General features: G+C 43.1%; 15 protein-coding genes. 7 read left to right on the top strand and 8 right to left on the bottom strand.

Annotated elements, in window-relative coordinates; genetic code table 11:
- The 3 genes from BMY75_RS13850 to BMY75_RS13840 all read right to left on the bottom strand — a co-directional run bounded on the left by BMY75_RS13850 (position 1) and on the right by BMY75_RS13840 (position 3520).
- Positions 1-927: an aldo/keto reductase gene (locus tag BMY75_RS13850; RefSeq protein WP_074834834.1), complete on the bottom strand. Its 927-nt coding sequence runs from the start codon at positions 925-927 to the stop codon at positions 1-3.
- A gap of 287 nt (positions 928-1214) precedes the next feature.
- Positions 1215-2996: a hypothetical protein gene (locus tag BMY75_RS13845; protein WP_074834831.1), complete on the bottom strand. Its 1782-nt coding sequence runs from the start codon at positions 2994-2996 to the stop codon at positions 1215-1217.
- Complete coding sequence (locus tag BMY75_RS13840) at positions 2996-3520, bottom strand: RNA polymerase sigma factor (RefSeq protein ID WP_074834829.1); 525 nt, start codon at positions 3518-3520, stop codon at positions 2996-2998. Before BMY75_RS13840 ends, BMY75_RS13845 begins: the two co-directional genes overlap by 1 nt.
- 610 nt (positions 3521-4130) lie before the next feature.
- Between BMY75_RS13840 and BMY75_RS18265 the strand changes: the two genes are divergently transcribed.
- The 4 genes from BMY75_RS18265 to BMY75_RS13820 all read left to right on the top strand — a co-directional run bounded on the left by BMY75_RS18265 (position 4131) and on the right by BMY75_RS13820 (position 9616).
- Positions 4131-5819, top strand: a complete 1689-nt coding sequence (locus tag BMY75_RS18265) for a dockerin type I repeat-containing protein (protein ID WP_074834827.1) — start codon at positions 4131-4133, stop codon at positions 5817-5819.
- Positions 5820-6413: 594 nt separating this feature from the next.
- Complete coding sequence (locus BMY75_RS13830; protein WP_074834825.1) at positions 6414-7715, top strand: ABC transporter substrate-binding protein; 1302 nt, start codon at positions 6414-6416, stop codon at positions 7713-7715.
- 93 nt (positions 7716-7808) lie between these two features.
- Entirely contained in the window at positions 7809-8693 is an 885-nt protein-coding gene (locus tag BMY75_RS13825) for a carbohydrate ABC transporter permease (RefSeq protein ID WP_074834822.1), read from the top strand.
- A gap of 14 nt (positions 8694-8707) precedes the next feature.
- Positions 8708-9616: a carbohydrate ABC transporter permease gene (locus BMY75_RS13820; protein WP_074834819.1), complete on the top strand. Its 909-nt coding sequence runs from the start codon at positions 8708-8710 to the stop codon at positions 9614-9616.
- Positions 9617-9824: 208 nt separating this feature from the next.
- On the opposite strand, the gene BMY75_RS13815 is transcribed toward BMY75_RS13820, so the two are convergent.
- Positions 9825-12824: a GDSL-type esterase/lipase family protein gene (locus BMY75_RS13815; RefSeq protein ID WP_074834817.1), complete on the bottom strand. Its 3000-nt coding sequence runs from the start codon at positions 12822-12824 to the stop codon at positions 9825-9827.
- Positions 12825-13472: 648 nt separating this feature from the next.
- On the opposite strand from BMY75_RS13815, the gene BMY75_RS13810 reads away from it, so the two are divergent.
- A complete protein-coding gene (locus BMY75_RS13810; RefSeq protein WP_074834815.1) occupies positions 13473-14222 on the top strand; it encodes an AraC family transcriptional regulator in 750 nt (249 codons plus the stop codon).
- 71 nt (positions 14223-14293) lie between these two features.
- Here BMY75_RS13810 and BMY75_RS13805 read toward each other — a convergent pair whose 3' ends face one another.
- Both BMY75_RS13805 and BMY75_RS18500 read right to left on the bottom strand, forming a co-directional pair.
- Positions 14294-14824, bottom strand: coding sequence for a CHAP domain-containing protein (locus tag BMY75_RS13805; protein ID WP_074834813.1), 531 nt, complete (start codon positions 14822-14824; stop codon positions 14294-14296).
- A gap of 137 nt (positions 14825-14961) precedes the next feature.
- Positions 14962-18984: a pectate lyase family protein gene (locus BMY75_RS18500; RefSeq protein WP_074834810.1), complete on the bottom strand. Its 4023-nt coding sequence runs from the start codon at positions 18982-18984 to the stop codon at positions 14962-14964.
- A gap of 374 nt (positions 18985-19358) precedes the next feature.
- Between BMY75_RS18500 and BMY75_RS13795 the strand changes: the two genes are divergently transcribed.
- Complete coding sequence (locus BMY75_RS13795) at positions 19359-19853, top strand: GNAT family N-acetyltransferase (protein WP_242940244.1); 495 nt, start codon at positions 19359-19361, stop codon at positions 19851-19853.
- Between the two features lie 84 nt (positions 19854-19937).
- Here the strand turns inward: BMY75_RS13795 and BMY75_RS13790 are convergent, their stop codons facing one another.
- Both BMY75_RS13790 and BMY75_RS13785 read right to left on the bottom strand, forming a co-directional pair.
- Entirely contained in the window at positions 19938-20456 is a 519-nt protein-coding gene (locus BMY75_RS13790) for a cysteine hydrolase family protein (RefSeq protein WP_074834808.1), read from the bottom strand.
- 24 nt (positions 20457-20480) lie between these two features.
- Positions 20481-21068 carry a TetR/AcrR family transcriptional regulator gene (locus BMY75_RS13785; RefSeq protein ID WP_074834805.1) on the bottom strand — a complete coding sequence of 196 codons (588 nt, stop codon included), beginning with the start codon at positions 21066-21068 and terminating at the stop codon, positions 20481-20483.
- 481 nt (positions 21069-21549) lie between these two features.
- On the opposite strand from BMY75_RS13785, the gene tnpA reads away from it, so the two are divergent.
- Positions 21550-22017 (top strand): IS200/IS605 family transposase, encoded by a 468-nt coding sequence (tnpA, locus tag BMY75_RS13780; RefSeq protein WP_081350559.1) that lies wholly within the window; start codon positions 21550-21552, stop codon positions 22015-22017.
- The last annotated feature ends 53 nt before the right edge of the window (positions 22018-22070 follow it).

Raw genomic sequence — 22070 nt, 5'->3', positions numbered from 1 at the left:
TTATGGCAGGAACTTTCCTGATGCCAGATAGAGTTCGTACCACTCATGATGTGTGAGTTCAACCTTTGTGGAATCGCAGATGTCTTTAAGATGAGCGGGATTCATAGTGCCCGCGATAGCCTGCATTTTGGCGGGATGCCTGAGTATCCAAGCGATTGCGATGGCAGTCTTTGGTACACCGTATTTTTCACCAAGCTTTGCAAGAACTGCATTGAGTTCGGGATAATCCGGGTGATCTACAAAACAGCCCTTGAACATACCTATCTGCAAAGGCGACCATGCCTGAATGGTGATATCGTGCAGTCGGCAGTAATCCAGAATGCCGTTGTCCCTGTCGGTGGAACGGTCTGTGGTAGTATTGTTGATGTAAAGACCCGCATCTATCAGCTGAGACTGATCGAGAGAAAGCTGGAGCTGATTGAACACCAGGGGCTGTTTTACATATCTTTTCAGAAGTTCCAGCTGACCGGGAGTAACGTTGCTGACACCGAAGTGTATTACCTTACCGCTCTTTTCAAGCATATCAAAAGTCTCGGCGATCTCCTCGGGGTCGAACAGTACGTCTGGACGGTGAAGCAGAAGTACATCGAGATGATCGGTCTTCAGTCTTTTAAGACTGCTGTCAACACTTTCCAGAATATCTTTCTGTGTCCAGTCAAACTCGCCGCGGTCAAAATGAAGTCCGCATTTGCTCTGGAGAAAAATATCTTCTCTTTTCAGACCTGTTAGAGGGAAAGCATCGCCGAAACGTGTCTCGGCTTCACCTTCACCGTAAACGGTGGCGTGGTCGTAGAAGTTTATACCCAGTTCAGCCGCACATGAGATCATTTTAGCTGCCTCATCAACGGTAAGGGACGGCATTCTCATACAGCCGAGGATTATGCTGGATACGTTCTGAGGTCCGTTAACTACATTCTGCATTTTCATATCATATCGCTCCTTCTGTCGTCAGCATACAGTAAAATTCAGATCATTGTGTATATCCCGACCACACAAAAACGTGTGATCGGGATACGGGAAAAATGTTATGTCATTTACTATAGGGCTTAAATCATGTACGTATTATATCATATCCCATAATATAAAAATATAAAATACTTTCTAAAAAATTGTATAAAACTATATTGTTTTGTATTTTTATAATATATGTAAAGTCAGAAAACGGCATTAAAGAACCCTCTGCTATACTTTTGCAGAGGGTTCTTACGCTATTTTTACTTGAAGAAGTATAAGGTACTTCTTTTATTATCAGTATTCTGAGGATATGCAAGTGAGTTGACTTCCTCCTTATAACGAGCTACATGGAATTCTCCTGTAATCTCTCCCTTGAATTCATCTAAAGATGCGTACACATAACAATATTCGGGAGATTCGATATCGGTTTCTATCGTTCTTAATTCGGTAAGCTGGCTGCCGGATGTTTCATACAAAGTGCATTTCAATTTGCCGTTATCTGTTATATTGGCAGATGTAACGTATCTGCCGTTGAAATATACGTCAGAATAACCACCGAGATCATATCTGGTAATGCTGCATTTTTTTCCGCCGACATTGACATTGCCGTTATCATCAGGTGTGATTGCCAAAATATAATTCTCCTCACAGAAAGCACAATATATCGCGTCAGGTGTTGTAGCTATATTCGGGTATGTCTTACCATCATATAATTTATAGGGCTCTTGGGTCGAATCACCATCGGCGTTTATCAGTTCGAGTTCAACATGGCGTTCAAAAGTCGTGTAATCATTTTCTATGCGATCAACAAGTATTAAACCATTTGATTCATTGTAGCCCATTCCGTAGCCATGGAAATCTGTATTATATTCATATATTTTCTTTGCTTTTTTCTGATCTTCATAGTCTATGCGGTAAATAATATCTCCTTCAAAATTATTTGTGTTCGAGAGAGATATATACATTTTTTTCCCATCAGCTGAAAAACGGGTATGTGCGCCGACAACTTCGTTATCGCCTATTCCTAATTGCTTGAAATTAACATCATAATTATAAACAGCATTTCCGTTATCATCAAATACAGTGGCTTTCAAAAGGTTGTAATGTCCTGCATTGTCTAAAAGTCCACTGACGGATACGAATTTGCCATCAAGGCTATGTCCGTTTCTTCCTTTAGTTTTAAAAGATTTGATAAAAGAATCTGATGGAACATCGTATATAACATAATAGGTCAAATAATCGTCCCCGGCTTCCTGGATGCTGTTATCCCAGTAGTACAAAACATATCTGTTATCATTCAGTTTTTCTATACTATAGTCAGGGTAAGCGGCGTTCAGTTTATTAACTAACTCTTCAGTGTTCCTGTCCTTCAGACTATTTGTATTCTCCGTCTTGTTTTCGCTTTTATTCTCTTTGCTGTTTTCTTTGTTGGTGTCAACTACGACGTTCTGGTTGTTACCGTTATTGAGGTTCGTTGTATTGTCTTTTTTGCTGTCGGTCTTTGAATCAGTCTTGTTATTATTCTTGTTATCTGTCTTGTTATCTGTCTTGCTGTCAGTTTTGCTGTCAGTATTGTCAGACGAGCTTTCGTCTGTGATATCATCTGAATCTGTTTCGCTGTCGATATAGCTGCTGTCTTCATCATCTTCAATGTCTGTGGTGACAGTCTCGTTGTATATAGACGAATCTCTGTCCTTGTTAGGTACAGTATTGTGCATATTCCTGTTCAGGGAGAATATAACTCCGCCTGCAAGAAGTATTGCCAAACAAGCAGCGACCGCACCGCCGCGTCTCAACTGAATCCTGCCCGAGGGTTTATTATCATCCGAATTGTATGTCTTAGCTGTGATATTTCTTTTTGTCTGTATTACACTGTTCGTTTCGTTCATTTCAAATCCCGCCTTTCTCATGACGGAGGAGAGTATGCGCTGCTGTTCATCATCGGTGAGCTTTACATCATCAAAGGAAGAAAGCTCATCTGCAAGCTTTTCGGCATCTGACGGTGACACGCTGTTTGTCAATGCTTTCAATCTGTCTTCCATTACACGCCCTCCTCTAAAATTTTCTTTAGTTTTTTCAGTCCGCGAGATAGCTTCATATTCAGCGTGCTGATATTCAACCCTAAGTCTTTGGCGATGTCTTTGTTTTTCTCGCCAAGATAGTATTTGCGTATAAATATCTGTTCATCAGGTTCGCCCAGCTGTTTTATGGCATCTATAAGATCGGAATTTTCGCTGTTGTCTTCTGCGATAGTGTTTTCAAGGTCATCGTAATCCAGCATTTCCTCTTGTTTGCACTGTCGGTGAAAAACATTTATGCAGTGACGTTTTGCGACGACCATAAGCATCGCACGCACTGACTTCATATCAAAGCCGTTCTTCTGACCTATATTGTAAAAAATCAGAAAGATATCACTCACAGCTTCTTCGATGTCTTCTCTTGTGCAGACATCACACAGCTTTGAGTAAGCTATCTTATGTACATAAGCACTATACTGCATAACAGTCTGTGCAAGACCTCGCTGCGCATCGCTTTTCAGCAATTGCAGCAGTTCATTATCATTCATATGAAAACCTCGCTTGTTGAAACGTTTCACTATATACAGTCAATGTAAATTTCAGAAAAGTCACAGGGCGCAAACATTTTTTGCAGGAATAATTGTAAATGTTTTATGAATTGACAACTTGCTGTCGGATGTGAGTTTTTTACGATAACATTACAGTCAATAAAAGAGCAGTGTCTGTTGCAGCGAACATGGCATTGTTTATATTTATAAATATAGTATTCTGATTGAGATCAAGATCTGTTCGGATTTTTAATTATACACTAAATACTATGGTTTGTAAATTGGCAGATAAACTATGTTTCAGAACAGTACATAGTCCAAATTTGTTATCCTTTCATTATCCAGATAGGTACGACAGATTATTTTGTTATTATATTTACGCAAACTATTGACATCATTAATACGCTGTGCTATAATGTAAAACAAATAACAAATGTCATGAAATGAAATATCTGCTGAAGGAGGGCGGGGTCTGTGCCTGTTTATACTTTTTTCTGCGATAACAGTAGTTTTCCCCGTTCAAATAAGCTTAAGAAAGCATACTGACGTTGAATAAACATAGTCGGCGTGCTTTTTATTTTGTAATACATTTTTATAGGAGGAAAGAAACATGACGAAAACTATCAAGAGAGCAGCTGCTGCACTTCTGGCGCTGGCAATAGCCGCGGGAACTATCCCCGTTGATTTTGGTGCAAAGGGACTGATCAGTGTCGCCGCAAGTGCAGGATCAGAGGATATCACCGAGGTCGGAATCGAAAAGGAGAAGACGGAAGAAGAACCTGTTATAGCTCCCAACACATACTATAATTATGCTGAATTCAATGCGGCAGAACCCGGTTCCAAGCCAACACTTGTTCTGCAGGAAAACTACAACGGAACAATGACTATTACCCGCGATGATGGTATTATCGATCTTAATGGATTTACTATCACCGGTTATCTCAACCTGCAAAACCAGAACGATGTTATCATTGTAAAGAACGGCTCTGTTGGCTGGCTTGATGATACTTCGGGTGTGTGCACTGCATTTACTCAGCCGGTCATACTTATAAATGTTACCGTGTATAATACAGCATTCGGCGGTAACAGAAAGTTCTACTATCTGGGAAATACGAACGTAAGATCATTTTCAAGAGAAAGCGGTGAATATGAACCAGCTGACAGCACCGGCTTCAATGCTATCGCTGATCCTGTTGCTAAGGAAGGTCTTGTTTACAACGGCGAAGATCAGTTACTTATCGATGATTCATCTTTCAAGGGTACATTTGGTGTCGTTCCCTCTGAAGATGAGAGATACTTCACATATTATTTCACCCGCGGCGAGCAGGAATCCGATACCTATGTAGCAGGTACCGTTGAGGACGGCGTTATCAATACAGAGTGCGCACCGCTTTATGCTGCCGATGCAGGCGAGTATACAGTTTACTATATGTGGGACTGCGATAGTGAGTGTGATGGCGGCGTAGGAGCAAACAGCTTCACTGTTACTATTGACAAAGCTGTTCCTAAGGTAACTGCACCTACTGCAAATAAGCTTACTTACAGTGGTAAAGCTCAGGAACTGGTAGCAGCAGGTTCTTCCAGCGTTGGAAAGCTCTCTTACAGCCTTGATGGTAAAACTTTTAGCGAGGAGATACCTACTGCCACAGCTGCGGGAAAGTACACCGTATGGTACAAGGTCGATGAGACAAGCAACTGGGAAGCTTCCGAAGTCGGCAGCATCGAAGTCACCGTTGACCACCTGTATACCAAGCACGAAAAGACTGATGCGACCTGTACAGAAAACGGTGCAAAGGAAGATTACTGGACTAACGAGCTGGGTGAGTTCTTCAGCGATAATAAGGGCGAGAACAAGATCGACAGCTCTGTAGTGATACCCGCAAAGGGTCATGATCTTGATACAAAAGCTCTCGTATGGGTATGGACAGAGACCGAAAATGGCTTTGATGCCAGTGTTCAGATAAAGTGCAAGACCTGTGGTGATATCGAAGACGTTAAGGCTGAAGTGAAGTCTGAAGACAACGGCAAGCAAACTACCTACACTGCTACTGCTGTCTACGGTGGAAAAACCTATACGAATACCAAGATCGTAGACAACACTTACATTCTCGGTGATGTAAACGGCGACGGCAAGATAAACATAACTGACCTCACAAAGGTCGCAGCTCACGTTAAGGGCAAAAAAATGCTCAATGCCGATCAGATCAGACGTGCAGATATAAACGGAGATGGATCAGTAAATATAACCGATTTGACAAAGCTTGCTGCATATGTCAAGGGCAAAAAGCTGATCAGATAATCATATCGTAAGCTAAAAAAGAAATTTTTTCAGGCACTTTTGTCATTGCTTTGGCAAAGGTGCCTTTTTCTTGTAAATTGCGGTCAAAAAGTGTGGGCTAATGAAAATATTATCCTGTGAAAAAGTGCTGATAGCAGTTTTAGCATAGTAATTAAATTGATAAAATTACAATATTTGGTAGGTGATATTTCATTTTTTTATACGCAGATATCGTTGAATTTAATATTTTCGGATAAAATAAATAGATATATTTTATAGCACTACACATTATGCACAAATGATATAAAGCGATTTATGGCTTCATAAGGCGATATGCTGTCATATTTTAACATGTTCGCTGATGTGTAGCTTGACCATTTATTGCTCTTTTTTATAATAATATGAAAATCTTTATCAATTTTTGTGCTTCTTGCTTATATTTATTGACAAATTAATATGATTATGGTAAGATTTATACAGACACCGAAGGGAAGCGAAAGCAAATTTGGTGTAACAGAAATAAGCTTACCCGGGCGGCACGCGGAATATATCTTTGGTTGGATATGTCAAATTTGAAGGATCAGCCGCAGGGTATCTAACTAGGAGGTAATACTAATGAAAAAGAGAAAAATCTTAGCAACGATTGTTTCAGCAGCTATGCTCACAACTGTATTTGCAAGCTGCGGCAACACAGACGGCAAGAGCGGCACAAAGAAAGCCAAGACAAATGATGATGGTTCACAGGAGATCACCTGGATGTTCTGGGATGACCTTAACGCAACAGAGGATCTTATCTCGCTGGGTTACAAGCAGACTATTGACAAATTCAACGAGGATTACAAGGGAACATATCACGTAACACCTATAACAACTAACCTTGAAGAGTACTACAACAATCTCAATGCTAAAATTGCAGCAGGTGATGCACCCGATGTATTCATCGTAAGCCCCGGTCCTCAGCTGACTGATTATGTTGAGCCCGGCGTTGCAGCTCCCCTTGATGATTATCTCGCAAAGGACGGCTGGAAGGATACTTTCACAAGCGATGCTGTATTTACTCAGCAGACTTATGACGGAAAGATCTACGCGGTTCCGCTGAACACTGCTGCTGCTTGCTGCTTCTACAACACCGAGATGTTCGAGAAGGCTGGCGCTAAAGTTCCTACTACTTGGGAAGAGATGCTGGACGCTTGTGCTAAGCTCCAGGATGCAGGCTACACTCCTATAACTATATCCGCAAATACAGCATGGTGCCTTTCTATGGTAGCAGGTTATCTGTGTGAGGCTGAGGGCGTCGATCTCGCTGCTCTGGCAGACGGTTCTGCTTCATGGGAAGATGGTAAGCTGGAGAATGCTTGCAACAAGCTTCTTGATCTTTCTAAGTATTTCCAGAAGACAGCTGGAGGAGATACAAACGATGTAGCAACAGCAAACTTCTACAATGAACAAGCTGCTATACTTATCCAGGGTTCATGGGCTATCGGTCAGATCAACGGTGCCAATCCTGATTTCGAGTCAAAGTGCGGCGTGTTTGCATTCCCTGGCGTTGACAGAGTTATCGCTAAGTCCGACTCTCTCTGCATGAGTTCTACATCCGCTTGCCCCGATGGTGCAGCTGCGCTCATCAAGTATTTCACTGATGATGATGCTCAGAAGTACACCGCTGAAAAGGGTGGTAAGATACCTGTAACAAAGGTAGAGTATGATGCATCTGTAGCTCCTAAGCAGCTCGCTTACGTTATGGACGTATTCAGCAGTGCAAAGGGTACATTCGGTTTCTACAATGAGTCGATGCCTACTACCGAGACAGGTTCTCATTTCGATGACACAATGGTTTCTGTAATCCTCGATGGCGTGGCACCTGCAGATGCTGCAAAGGACATGGAGGAATTCTACGCTGCTAATTGCAGAAAGTAAAATTTCGATCTATCAAAAAGACGATATAGGGGCGCATATTACGCCTCTATATTGTTTTTAATGTTTCCCCATTCTGAAAGGAGTTGATCCGGGATGGACAAAATGCTTAGGAACAAGAAAGCTATTGCTTTCTTTATGCTTCCTGCATTCCTTTTGTTCACACTGGTGCTTTTTGTACCGATCGTACAGTCGGTATATTATTCATTCTGTGAATATAGTGTGCTCAAGCCCCCGAAATATATCGGACTTGATAATTACAAGGCTATACTATCTGATAAAACCTTCGTTATTGCATTAAAGAACTCAATGTTCTTCCTCGTTTTTTCCTGCGTGTCGCAGCTTATTTTAGGTCTTTTCTATGCAGCTCTGCTGACAAACATCGAGAAAGGACGAAATCTGTTCAAGAACATTATTTATCTTCCCTGCGTACTTTCTTCGGCAGCACTTGGTCTGCTGTGGATGTTCATATTCAGTCCGCAGTTGGGTATCAACCAGCTTCTTGAAAAAATTGGCATTGAGGGTCCTATGTGGCTTTCGGATACCAAGGGCGCTATCATACTTCCCATGTGGGTAATAGCTTTTGTTGCTCTGTGGCAGTATGTAGGTCAGTCTATGATGCTTTACATGGCTCAGATATCAGGTATAAGCAAGTCTCTTATGGAGGCAAGCTATATCGATGGATGTACAAAGCCCATGACATTCAGATATGTCACACTTCCGCTGATAAAGCCCATGGTAGCTACTGCAATGTCGCTGAATGCTATCGGTTCGCTGAAATTCTTCGATCTTATATTCAATATGACCGAAGGCGGTCCTAACCACAAGACTGAGGTGCTTGCAACTCACCTCTATCAGCAGGGATTCAAGTATTCCAAATACGGCTATGCTAGTGCCATAGGCGTAGTACTGCTCATACTTTGTCTGGCAGTAACATTATTTATCAATAAGGTCGTTAAGACCGAGCAGTACGAGATGTAAGGAGGTACAGTTTAATGAGTTCTTCAAAAAATGAAGTTGCAGCACTGGATCCTTCTTCCAAGAAAAAGGTCACACCGATTCAGGTACTGATATATGTTTTCCTTTCAGTGATAGCCATAACATATCTGCTGCCTTTGCTGTGGGTGTTCAACGTTTCGTTCAAATCTAAATGGGAGATATTTTCCGCTCCCTTTTCACTTCCCAAAGAAATAACATTCGGTAACTACACATTTGCTTGGAACAAAGCTCATTTGGGTCAAGCAACGCTCAATTCGTTTATTGTTTGTGTTGTTGCATTGATACTCGGTATGCTCATTGGTTCGATGGCAGCATTCGGTATTTCACGTCTGAAATGGAAAGGTTCTAAGCTTGCGATGACTTATTTCCTCACAGGTATGATGATTCCTATCCACTGCGTGCTTATCCCCCTGTTCACAAGATTTGCAAAGATCACACAATTTATGAATGATCAGGGATTTGAGAATTTCCATCTCACAAACTCCCTTACAAGCCTTGTTCTCCCTTATCTTACATTCTCACTTCCTATAACGATATTCATTATGGAAGGCTTTTTCTCGAGTATGCCTAATGAGCTTATAGAATGTGCTTGTATGGAGGGTGCGAATATCTTCCAGATATTCTTCAAGATATGTTTACCTCTTGGCAGAACAGGTCTTTTTGTAACAGGTCTGATGACTTTTATTGGTAACTGGAACGAACTGCTTCTTGCTATGGTTTTCATCTCAGATGAAACTAAAAAGACTCTGCCCGTATCTCTGTCGAAGTTCGTTGGTCCATATAATACCAACTATACACAGATGTTTGCGGCTATCATGATAGCAGTCATCCCGACTATCATAGTTTATTGTGCATTCTCAAACAAGATCGTTGACGGTCTGACAGCAGGCGCTGTAAAGGGCTGATAACTGTTTTTAGGGTGCATAAAAATAGAGTATTCGCGACACCTCTGTTGCTTGGGCAACGGGGGTGTCTTTTTGCTTTTGCTGTTAATCGGAATGGTTGTTTGGATAGCAAGATAGTTACGATGAGCAGATCATATAATCAGCCCAAATAAAAGCACATTCCCGAGCCGCTAATGCTGCCCGGAAATGTGCTTTTTGAGTTTGGTGATTATTTTACATAGCCGAAAAGTCCGGATATCTGCTGATTCTTGATAGCCTGAGCTACAAGGCCTGCCACGATGTTGGCACCCTTTTCACAGAAGTGTGTGCCGTCTGTTGAACCTTGTACAGCACCCATCAGGTGATAGGAAAGTGCTGTGTTGTAGCCAACTGAGTTATAGTGGTTCACCATGATTGTGTTCAGGTCGATGCAGGGGATACTGTACTTGCTTGCAAGCTTCTTGCAGGCGTTGCAGTAATCGGTGTAGCTGTTGGTGAATCTTCCCGAACCGCTGTTATATGCGCCCATGCCGATAACGGTAGTTACAAGTATGGGTGTAGCACCCTTAGCCTTTGCGCCGTTTATAAACTGGGTCATGTACCATTCATAGGAGCCGTCGCTGGGATAATCTACGTTTCCGCAGATAGGTGCATATCTGTCGGCATTGGATTTGCCTGCATCGTTGATGGCGAACTGAATCAGTACATAGTCGCCTGCTTTTAGGCTGTCTGCAAGGCTCTGCCATCTGCCTTCGTCGTAGGCTTTCTTACTGCTTCTGCCTGCCATGGAGCGGTTATCTACATTTACATTGCTGTTGAAATAGTTTGCCAGATAATAGCCCCAGCCCTGCTGAGGAGCGTAGCTTGCGCGGTAGGACTGTACAGTGGAATCGCCGAGTATGAATACTGTGGGATTATTGTTGGTGTTTGTATTTGGATTGCTGTTGGGGTCGTAAGTCTCGGCGTAAGGCTCGTCGGTTTTTATGAGAGATATATAGTCGAGATTGGGACCGCCCTTGCCTGAAACAGTGGAAACCATCTTGATGGTATTGACGCCTTTTACAAGTGGAAGTACTATGCCGAATTCATTCCATGAAGTCCAAGCGCCTGTGCCGGGGAAGGACTGCAGCCAGAAACGGCTGGTGTCACCGTTTACATATATCCTCATGGGTCTGTCTTCGGATGTTCCGTTTGCAAAACGGATATGGGTCATATAGTTGCCTGTCTGGTTTGCATTTACTGTGAATGTGATGTTACTGGTATCGGTATTATCGAGATTTATATAACCATTTGGATTTGTGTAGCCTGAATTTGTTGTCTCGATAATTGCTTCTGACCATGTCTGGTCTATTGCGTAGTAGACCTGTTCGGTATATTGTTCGTTCTGGCTGTTATCGGTGAGCTGTGCTCTCAGTCCTGCGAGGTATTCATGCATTATCTGAACATCTGTGCCGTTCACAGCATTATCGTCGTTGATGTCACATACAGAAGTCGGTACGGAATTGTACTTTGAGGAATTATTTGCTATGCGCTGGAGTTCAACAAGGTCAAGGATATCGATCACACCGTCTGTGTTGATATCGCCTACTCTTGACTGTACCTGTACTGGCTGAGGATCGGGTTCAACGGAAACTGTTGTCTTTTCAGCTGTCCATCTCTGGCACTTGTTGTAGGTCATGCCCCACTGCTGAACGTTTGCGCCTGCTGAAGTGCTTGCAGAATCAACTTCAACAAAGCACGCATCTCTTGAAGAACGTGTGGATATGTAGTAGCTGCCGTCACCCAGCTTGGTGAACTGGAAGAGCATCATGCTGTCATTGCCTGCATAAGGAACCAGCTCGACATTGCCGCCGTTGGATCCTGACATAGCTTTCAGTACATAGTCGGGATTTGCGGCGGAGCGTATATAATAGTATGTAGTGCCGTTATTGAAGGGGGTGAGTTTCCATTTCTGGTTGTTCTGACCGTTTGAACTCCACTGCTGGATATTTGTACCCGATTCCATCTTGCCGCCTGCTACGTCCATCACAAGACCGCTGTTCATGTTCTTGAAAGTGTAGTATGTGCTGGTATCCATCGCGGTATCGCCGATATTCATGAGACCGGCTACCAACTCAGCATTTTTCTGAGCACCCATGGCACTCTGGTGAAGATCGTCGTTAGATGCATAGTAAGGAGTCATGGCATCGTATCCGCCTGAACTGAAACCGAAGTTCTGCCATGCGGTGAAGAGGTCAACGACTTTGACATTCTGCTCTTTGCCTATGGTATCCAGCTGTCCGCCGAACCATCTGCCTGTCAGCTTGGGATTGCGGTTCATGTCACCGTGACGCCCCTGCTGTTTTACAAGGATAACGTTCATGCCCTTGGCTTTTGCTTCTTTTACCATGTTGGTAACAACGCTGTAGTATTCGTCAGAATTGGAATAGTTGGTATCGTTTATACCGATTGAGATAATGTAATAATCTCCCGCCTTGCCGTAATACTTTATCGGTGCGAACTGACCATCCTGATAAAAGCCTTTGGCATACTGTCCGCTTGAAGCAAGATTACGGACTTCAAAGACATTGGTGTTCACGTAGTTGTTCAGGTACTGACCCCAGCCGTGCTGTTTGTCATCTGAAGTGTTGTAGTAGTTAGCAACGGTGGAATCGCCGCATATCCATATAGTCGGCTTCATCTCGCCCGTGGTATTCAGCTGGGTTATCTCAATTGTTGAGATAGTGTAATCAGCTTTGTTCATACCTGCCACAGCCTCGATATTCAGCTGACCGTCCGTTACAGGTACCTGTATGGTCTCGGTAGCGTTGTTGCCCGTAAGGTTTATCATCTGTAACATACCCTCGACTTTAATTGTAGTTCGCGGGCTGTTGCCTGTTGTGACTGTCAGCTGATAAAGTCCTCTGGGAAGATCAACATTAAAAGTACCTCCCGTGAATTTTACCGCATCGGAAAGTGCGCCGTAGCCGCCTGCACTGACGTTTGAAACGCTGCCCGAAAAGCCGTAGCCCCTGGAGCTGTTATAACCGTCATAAGCGGAAACACCTGTATATCCGCTTGCGGAGCCATTGCCGCCAAGGTCGAATTTCCAGTTAGTCGTTGCGGCAGAAGCTTTGATAGCTGTGCCTGCCGAAAGACCCGAAAAAGCCGAAAGTGCCATCATAGCTGATGTCACACCGCTTAGCACACGTGAAGTGCGTGACACTTTCTTTCTGTGAAACAGATTCATTCAATTACCTCCATTCAAAATATGGTATTGTATCCATAGTACCACCATTATATTAATTATATCATATAACATATTTCGTTGTCAATCTATTATTTTTAAAAAATAGTGGATTATTTACATATTCTCGCATGATTCGTTGAGATTTTATGTAATATAGTGCCTTGGCGATATCATGCGGAATTTGGGGCATATCATGGATGGCAGGGGAATTATTTATCGGAGAATATATTTTTATAGGATAATATTATCACATAACTTAACAATAACTCGTGTGATATTCAACAAATCCCATTGTTGATTAATGTTAAGTTCAACAAAGTTGGTTAATCGGAAATACGTACTTTGTTAAAACTATTGACTTTAAAATATCAAGGTGATATAATTTAATTATATTCAATGAAAAGAATAATTGTCCGAAAAAGTAAGGAATTTTTGGAATGTGGGTATTAAATGTGCATAAAAAACGGTAGAATATTCTTGTATGTGTTCGGCTGATGTTTGTCGGACATATAAAGATTGACAAATTAGATATCGGAAAATTTTATACCGATAAGATATAGTGATGTCTGTTTCATATTGCCGTATTTCTTGCACAGCGGATAAAATGACAGTTTCTTGGCCAAAGTTATCCGAATAGGGGGAAGAACAATGAATAATATCATTTATGTAGGCAGGAATATGACTACTTTTACCTGCAAGCAGCATTTTCATGAAGAGTGGGAGCTTGTATACTGCACGGGCGGTCAGGGCAGATTTGAATTTGAAGACAGCACCATCGAGTATAACTCAGGGGATCTTGTGATAATCCCGCCCCATGTTGTACACGCTAATAATAGCGATGAGGGTTTCACAAATATCCATATAAATATTACCGATGCGACTTTCAATTTCAAGGAACCTCTGCTTATATCTGATGATGCTGAGCAGCATATCATGGGTAGCTTCAAGGACGCTTTCTATTTCTTCAACAGTGATATCAACAGCAGACAGCCGATTATGGCTGCTTTCGGTGACCTTATCGCCAATTACGTCACGGCTTTCAGCAATACAAAACCTCTGCGTGACGTGGTGGATGAGATCAAGAGCAATATAATGCAGAATTTCACAGACTGCGACTACGAACTTGACACGTATCTGCGCACGATACCTTTCAGCTACGATTATCTGCGCAAGCTTTTCAAGAGTGAAATGGGTATGACACCCCACAGCTATCTGACAAATCTGAGGATACATATGGCAGAGAAGCTTCTTTGCTCCCCTGATACTGTTGAGCAGAATATTTCCGAGATAGCGTATATATGCGGTTATTCCGATTCACTCTATTTCTCGCGCGTGTTCAAGAAGAATTTCGGATGTTCTCCGAAAAATTACGCCGCCATGCATTCGGCAGGCGCATAAAATATAGTTTACATCAAACCCCATTTGTAGATATGGATTCAGCCCCGAGGAAATATTCCTCGGGGCTGGATTTATGTGTTTGGTTCAAAATATCTGTATCCATCAGGAAGTCTGATAAATGCGCGGATATGCTCATCCGGCGGACGTTTTATTATCGCAGAAATGTTGCCGACATTTCCCTCTGCGGTCAGTATTGAATCTCTGCGAACTTCAATGACGATACCGATATGGTCATGCTCGCAGTTTTCAAAGACGCGGTCGAATAGCACGATATCTCCAACTTCGGGAACAAAACCATCACCAATCTTATGATAACCGATGCGCTCATCGCCCAGTGCAAATTCTTCCCATGCGATGCAACCTGCCAGATGGCAGGTTTGACATTCGGCAGGACGTATCGGTATTTCAAAACCAGCTTCGATACAGCAATGATAAACGAAAGCTGCGCACCAAAGTCCGTCAGCTTCTTCTAAAGTCCAGTCGGGAAAATGTCGGATCATTCTATAGAGGTTCGATGCTTCGCCCTTTACAAAACCATGAAGCGGTAGCTGAGCGTTCACTTTTGCGATATCGGCAAGGTGTTTTCTTGTTGCTTTTTCCATAATACCTCCGCTGTGATCTTTAGTGTATTCTGATAACATTATACTTTCTGATTGATAAAAAGTCAACTAATAAAGATCGCGCCTCGTACAAAGTGACTAGGCGCGATCTTCATTTTAAGGATGGTTCTTTCCTATGTTTACCTTACAGTAACTGTAACAGCGTGCTTGATAGAAGCTGTTGATGTCCACTCGCCATTGACCTTGGCTGCGATAGCTACTCTATAAGTCAGATTGGGAGTGAGGTTCTTGGGGGTTGTAAAGCTGAGGGTAGATGCAGGGATAGCAGAAGTCTGAACTCTCCACTTGCCTGCAAGGAATACAGCTATACCGTAGTTTGTAGCGCCCTGAACAGGATTCCATGTGAATCTTATCTGGTGATATTGTTCGTTGTAATCGATAGACTTTATCACAGGATAAACATTGGGATCAAGAGTAGAAGGCTGTTGAGTTGTACCCGACGAAGAAGTCGAGCCGTTTACTACTGTGGTCTCATCGAGAGTTCCGCCGTAAACATCAAAGTAAGATGCAAGCTTCGATGTATCTGTCTGGAGGAAGTAATTGCCCGATGGGATGTAGCAGATAGATGAGTTCGTATCAAAGTTTGCATACTTGTTATCGGTGTTTACCTTGGTGCTCTTGCTTGATACGATAGTGCCCTGCATATCGCCCTTGCAGTTGTTGAATACGTCATTGAAGCTCTTTACTGCGCCCAGTTTTACCTGCATAGGGTTCTTGCAGCTATCAAAGATATTGTACTCGGAGAAAATGTAGGCATTTGCTCTCGGGTTCATGCAGTAGCTTGTCTGTCCGCTGAATATGTTGTTGTACATATGAATGTTTGCCTGACGAGCCAGAGGTCCTCTGGATTCGCACTTGTTCCAGTAGTTGTGATGATAAGTCAGGTGGTACTGCAGGCTGCTGTCGGAGGAACCAACGAGGTTCGTCTTGTGGTAGCCCTGATAGTAGCAGTAGCTGTTTGTGAAGTACTGACCACGCTTGAAATCGCAGGCACCATCGCCGCCTGCCTTATCTGATTCAGCAGGATTAGATATTGAAGGTGCGTAGAATTCGCAGTTGTGTATCCAGCATCTTTCAACGGAAGCTGTCAGTGTTGAGCTTTCCTGAACGCCCTCCATGCCTATGCAGTCCTCGGGAACGTTCTTGAATGCGATATTCTTAACTTCAAAGCTCTTTCCGAGACTTGGAGCCGAAGATTCACAGATGAAATGGAATCCCCAGCCGTTGATAGTAGCGTCAGTGCCGATACCCTCGATGGTGATATCCTTGCCCGACTTCATTCTTGCCATGTAGCCGTTGTCGCCGACACTTCCGCCGTAATCTATGGAGTCATAAGCTGTAAGACCCGAAGGAGCCTTGACATCTCCGATTATACGTATAACAAGAGGTGTACCGTCCTGAGCCAGCTTCTTGATGATGCCTTTATTGGAATTGGCCTTACCGCCGTTGGAAGTTTTACCGCTTCCTGCGTCCTGACCGACAGAGTTGAGTATGTTGCCGATACCGGTAACGGTTGTGCCGTCCTTGGAAGTAACGGAAACTGTATCCTTGTTGCTGTTGGTAACGTAGAGGACGATAGCGTTGGATTTCAGCGTACCGTTATCGTTGTATGCGCCAACACCTGCGGTGTAATTGTAGTGTGCGTAGCCTGAACGGTCCTGTGCATTTACCTGCAATCCGCTCTGGACGATTGTGCCCTTTGTGGTGTTCAAGGTAACGGAATAAGTACCTGCGGGTACGCCGGGTATATCAACTCTCAGACCTGCAGAGGTATCACGTACCAGATAGTTAAGGTCGTTGCCTGTCAGCTTGCCCGATACCTTGCCCGAATATGAAACGCCTGTAACATCAGAATCACTAAGACCGGAGAATACAACGTACAGACTTTCGTTCCAGCCGCCTGCGCTTACAGCTTTTACGCCGTTTATTGTTGTGCTGCTGTTATTTCCGCCTGTGTTTCCACCTGTGTTGCCGCTGTTATTACCGCCGTTGTTTCCGCCGCTCTGTGAGCTGTCATCGGGCTGCTGATAGGAAGAGCCGCCCTGAGTTGAGTAAGCCATGTAGAACAGGTTTGCAGTGTCTGCCTTTGTGAGGGTGTGGCTGCCTGCGGAAACGTCAGCTGTGATAACGCCGTTTGATGCTGTCAGCTTGTTGCCGTCCAGCTTGATATTGCCTGTGCTCTCGACAAAAACGAGTGTCAGCTTGCCAGCCGCGGGAGCGTTGAAGCTGATGCTTGTGGCGCTTTCGATTTTCAGGCACTGGGTTAGGGTCTGACCGCCGTAGTTTACAGTTCCCTTGGAAGTCGAGAGGTTGCCCGTGATGGAGAAGAAACTGCTGTTTGTGCCGTTAGTTGTAAAGTTATGTACATTCGATGATGCAGGTACCGAAGTCTGAGAACCGCTTGAGCTGTCAGGCTTTGAACTGCTGGAATCATCTGGCTTAGAGCTGCTTGATGAATCGTTGTTTGAGGGTGTTGTCGAATCGGAGAATCCCGAACCGATTGCCACGATGGAATCCTTGTAGGATTTCAGTGCAGATTTCAGACCTGTATTTAAAGAGGCACTCTCATCATCAACGGAATTGTTGAATGTCCACTTGAAATCGCCGCCCTGAACACGTCCGGCATTTGCTTTTACGGTCTCAGCGGCAGCATCGGGGCTCTGTGCGGAGTATTTGTACATCACGCTTGAAGTTTCAAAATTGTTGTAAGTGCTGCCGCCCTGCTTTGCCTTTACATAGGAAGGAACCTGCTCGGTCGCACTTTTGGCCTCATAAGCGTCAAAATCGGTGGAATTCTGCTGATAGGTAACATAGCCCTTGGTCTTGTCGCCTGTTACCTTGTTGTTGTAGGACTTTATCACACCGCCGTTTTCTCCTGAGAATGTTCCGCCTGTTGCGTTATCAGAACCCTGCATGGATATCAGCATGGGGTACTTGCAGTTGCGGAAATAGTTGTTCTCAACGAAAGCAGAACCGCCGAGAGTCATGCCGACACCGTATTTTGCGTTGCCGTCAAAGTAGTTATTATAAATGTGTACTGTACAGGTACGAATTCTTGGGTGGCGGGAGTCTGAGTGGTCATACCAGTTGTGATGATATGTGATATAGTTGCTGGTAGTTTCAGACTTCATACCCTGGAGATTGCACTTGCCGTTATCCCAGAAATGATTGTATGAGTGGGTGATATAGCTGGATGTTTTGGTATCAAGTGCGCCGTCGCCCTTAGCCTGATCGGCATCAGAACCTGCATCGCCGTAGAACATATCGCAGTGGTGTACCCAGACATGATCATTCTTCTGCTGCAGGCCGACGTTATCGCCCTCGGAACTGTTGCAGTTCATGAAACCGAGATTTCTGATCTCAACATTTGAAGAATTCTTTACAACGATACCGAAACCGTTGAAAGTTGCGTCCTTGCCGATACCCTCGATGGTAAGACCGCAGGTTATAGCATCAACATAAAGGTCTCCGCTGGGCATATTTGCAGGATCCTGAATGTTGCCGATGAAACGTATGCAGACAGGACCTACCTTGCTGTTGCTCTTCAAGTTGGTAAGGATATTCTGCACGCCTGTTAAAGATGTTGAATTGCCTTTCTTGTCGGGCATGGTAACAGTGACGGAATCCTTGTTTGCATTGGTAACATAGATAACAGTTGCATTGCTTTTGAGTGAGCCGTTATCGTTATATGCGCCCGATGATGTTCCGTTGACGAAACCGAATCCCGAACGGTCGTGGGCTGATGTGTTCACATTCACTGATGCGGACTTGGAGGAATCCTCTTTGCCGTTTATGATAGGAACGATCTTCAGCGTATGGCTGCCCGACTTCAGACCAAGAGCGTCTGCACGGAAGCATGAAGAATACTGGCGTATAAGCATCGAATCAAGCTTGTATCCGTCGGCATATACATTGTATCCCGAAGCTCCGGAAACTGCTTTCCATTCGGCATAAGCGCCTTCTGCGTATCCTGCCGAAGCTGTTACGGTTACCGATGAGGTGCTTTCAGCGTTTGCGATAATGCTGTTCACGCCAAACAGAGCGCCGTTATCGGAATTGATGACCCCTGCACCGAAAGACGATGCAACAACGGCAGTTGCCATAAGTGTCGCCATTGTCTTTCTCATGATTATAGCTTTCATAATTGATCAGCTCTCCTTTTGTTTTCAGATTTTTATATTCCATTCTGATGTTAATGAGGTTAATATCCTCCTAACAATGTTAATTATACACTAAAACATCAAACAATTCTATTCAAAATTCAGTGATGAATATTCATTTTTTGTATTATTTTTGTGAATGGTATGAAAATAAGTGATATTATACAAATCATATAACAAAAGTGAAGATGCATTTTTATCGGGATTTTTACTCGTAAATGTTTTCGGATGCCGATGTTTCATGAATACAAGTTCATATAATTATAAATTATAATAATTCAAAACTTGTACTTGATTTTTGCATTAGTTAATGATAATATATTTATATATCTTAACTATCTCGGTCATCAGATAAAATGTTTACATTTCAAGCAAGGTATGTTATAATGTTTGCAGAGGTGATATCTGTGCAGGTGATAAGGGCTGAAAATACAGCGACAAGGGCGGGGGCGTATTACGTTCGCATACAGGCGATGGCGAAGAAATATCACATCACGCTGGAAGAGGAATTCGATGAACATGACAATAATGAAACAAAGTATATAGTTATCCTCGACGATGATTTTCCTGTGGCGACCTGCCGTTTTTACGATATCGGGGATGGCGCGGTGATGATAGGCAGAGTGGTTGTTCTTCCTGAATACCGCGGAAGAGGTCTTGGGAGCAGGGCAGTGCTTTCAGCCGAAGAATGGGCGGGAGAGTTGGGCTACACCTACGCTGTACTGGAAAGCCGTGTCGAAAAGACAGGTTTCTACGAAAAACTTGGTTATATCGCCGATCAAGAAAACATAATCGAGGGCGGGACATTCCGCTGTGTGCACATGGAGAAAAGATTGTCTTCCCAAAAATAGTAAAAAAGACCGTTCCTGCTTTTATTAGGTAACGGTCTATTTATATAGTATGGGTCATTTCTATTTTGCACTTGCAAACTAATATCAGATGAATTTTACGCCTTTTCTTATCAGTTCTGACTTGCGTTTTTGGGCTTTTTCAGCTGAAAAACGACAGCCTGTGCTTTTCTCGTCAAGAAAGACTTTGGCTCCTGTTCTGAGTGCGCCTTTCGCAGTTGCGCCGACACAACCGCAAAGGTCTAAACCACATACAGTGAATGTGATGTACTTATTTTTGGACAGATATTCCTTGAAACTTTTCGATGTAAAAGTATTCGGGAGATTCTTTTCAAAGTACAGATGAGAAACCACATCAAGTCCGCTGTAAAGCTCTGCGCCCTCGGTGCCTTTTATCGAAAAGCCTATGATTAGCCTGTTTGTGACGATATTTGGAAAGACCTGACCGATGTAGATGATGTCATCGCCCGAAGCTTTGTGCTGTGCGATGGTCTCATTGACCGAACGTACAAGGCGCTCAGTGTCATAAGAAAACATGGGCTTGCGCTCCGCCCACAGATAATCGTTCTGCATATCTATTACGAGAAGTGCTTTTTTATCTGCCATGAATGACCTCCTGTATTCTGTGGATTATTCACCGAGAAAACGCTCGACGTTATTGGTGACGTATGCTAAAAGTTCGTCATCGTTTGTAAGGTCGATGCTGCAGAGTTCTTTCAACTCTTTGTGCCTGAGCACTGCAAGTTCATGAATACTGCATAGTTCAAAGGCTGTGAGCTTACATTCTTCTTCACTTTTACGATTGCCGAAATGCTCCGTTATATAGGGCAGACTTTCCATGCCGACACCGTTGGTGCGGTTGAGAAGTATGTACTTCGTTATCGCTTTTGAGTAACTGAAATTTTCGATCATAATTTTCATCATGCCGAAGTGCAGCAGGATAAGGCGCTGTTTTGCGGGGATATCGGCATGAAGCATCTCGGAAAGTTCGGGGCGAGCGATTTGTATATCGGCGATCAGCTGTTTGAAAACTTCGTACAGCAGATTCTCTCTCGAACCGTAGCAGTAATTTATCATTGCGGGATTGACATGAGCTTTTGCGGCTATTTTCCGAGAGGTAACATCGTCCGAATCGGTGCATGATGTTATAAGTTCTTTTGCGGCTTCAAGCAGTTGTTTTTTAGTTGCTTCGAGGTCGCGCTTTTGCTTCCGGGGCATAATTTCACCTACTTATTAAACGTGTTTAATTATTATAAATAAGTATACACTACTTATCTGTTTTTGTCAACCCATGCAAGAGATAATATATAGAAATGCGTCTGACCGATTATTGTGGACTATACATTTATTGCGAACTTTATGTCGGCTGGTTTTCAAAAAACTCTTTGCACTCTTTTTTACTTGAAATAATATGTAAAATATTATCATTAAAAGATGGTATAATCATAAAGGTAAATTGACCCGTCACCTGTTAAGTAGACAGTGAAAAAACAAAAATATTCTATGATGTGACCAAAAGCAGTCTGTGCAATTTGTGCAGGCTGCATTGTTGTTGGTGCTTTAGCGAAAATAAACCCCAGGTTCTACCGGGGGAGATAAAAAAGCTTCAGCAAGCGATTTAAAATAACCTCCGAGTATGATACAATAGTAAATGGTTTGGCGACCGCATTACTAAAGAAAATAGACGGAGGTTATAAGCATGAAGAACGAAATAAAACATTCGAGCCACTCGACATATAGGTGTCAGTATCATATAGTGTTTGCACCAAAATATCGAAGAAAAGTGATCTATGGACAAATAAGGGCAGACATAGGACAGTTACTTAGAAAGCTTTGTGAGCAGAAAGGAGTAGAAATAATCGAGGCAAATGCAATGCCAGATCATATACATATGCTCGTAAGTGTTCCACCACATATAAGTATATCACAATTTATGGGATATATCAAGGGGAAAAGCACATTGATGATATTTGATAGGCACGCAAACTTGAAATACAAGTATGGAAGTCGTCATTTTTGGTGCAGGGGATATTATGTAGATACGGTAGGACGTAATGAAAAAGTAATCAAAGAATACATAAAGAACCAAACGGAAGAAGATTATATGGCAGATCAAATAAGTTTCAAAGAATACATGGACCCGTTTACGGGTAGTAAGAATAAGTAGGCAAAAATAGACAGCAGCTTAAGCGGCTGCCAGTGATAGTAAATGCGATGCTA

This window comes from Hominimerdicola alba (genome assembly GCF_900109655.1).
GTDB lineage: Bacteria > Bacillota > Clostridia > Oscillospirales > Ruminococcaceae > Hominimerdicola > Hominimerdicola alba_B.
Note: the sequence above shows the minus strand (reverse complement) of the source record. Positions and strands in the feature narration are given on the sequence as shown.

What these genes read in the sequence shown, in the direction of transcription:
- BMY75_RS13850 (WP_074834834.1), bottom strand. Translation starts at nt 927, where the DNA reads ATGAAAATGCAGAATGTAGTTAACGGACCTCAGAACGTATCCAGCATA.
- BMY75_RS13845 (WP_074834831.1), bottom strand. Translation starts at nt 2,996, where the DNA reads ATGGAAGACAGATTGAAAGCATTGACAAACAGCGTGTCACCGTCAGAT.
- BMY75_RS13840 (WP_074834829.1), bottom strand. Translation starts at nt 3,520, where the DNA reads ATGAATGATAATGAACTGCTGCAATTGCTGAAAAGCGATGCGCAGCGA.
- BMY75_RS18265 (WP_074834827.1), top strand. Translation starts at nt 4,131, where the DNA reads ATGACGAAAACTATCAAGAGAGCAGCTGCTGCACTTCTGGCGCTGGCA.
- BMY75_RS13830 (WP_074834825.1), top strand. Translation starts at nt 6,414, where the DNA reads ATGAAAAAGAGAAAAATCTTAGCAACGATTGTTTCAGCAGCTATGCTC.
- BMY75_RS13825 (WP_074834822.1), top strand. Translation starts at nt 7,809, where the DNA reads ATGGACAAAATGCTTAGGAACAAGAAAGCTATTGCTTTCTTTATGCTT.
- BMY75_RS13820 (WP_074834819.1), top strand. Translation starts at nt 8,708, where the DNA reads ATGAGTTCTTCAAAAAATGAAGTTGCAGCACTGGATCCTTCTTCCAAG.
- BMY75_RS13815 (WP_074834817.1), bottom strand. Translation starts at nt 12,824, where the DNA reads ATGAATCTGTTTCACAGAAAGAAAGTGTCACGCACTTCACGTGTGCTA.
- BMY75_RS13810 (WP_074834815.1), top strand. Translation starts at nt 13,473, where the DNA reads ATGAATAATATCATTTATGTAGGCAGGAATATGACTACTTTTACCTGC.
- BMY75_RS13805 (WP_074834813.1), bottom strand. Translation starts at nt 14,824, where the DNA reads ATGGAAAAAGCAACAAGAAAACACCTTGCCGATATCGCAAAAGTGAAC.
- BMY75_RS18500 (WP_074834810.1), bottom strand. Translation starts at nt 18,984, where the DNA reads ATGAAAGCTATAATCATGAGAAAGACAATGGCGACACTTATGGCAACT.
- BMY75_RS13795 (WP_242940244.1), top strand. Translation starts at nt 19,359, where the DNA reads ATGTTTACATTTCAAGCAAGGTATGTTATAATGTTTGCAGAGGTGATA.
- BMY75_RS13790 (WP_074834808.1), bottom strand. Translation starts at nt 20,456, where the DNA reads ATGGCAGATAAAAAAGCACTTCTCGTAATAGATATGCAGAACGATTAT.
- BMY75_RS13785 (WP_074834805.1), bottom strand. Translation starts at nt 21,068, where the DNA reads ATGCCCCGGAAGCAAAAGCGCGACCTCGAAGCAACTAAAAAACAACTG.
- tnpA (WP_081350559.1), top strand. Translation starts at nt 21,550, where the DNA reads ATGAAGAACGAAATAAAACATTCGAGCCACTCGACATATAGGTGTCAG.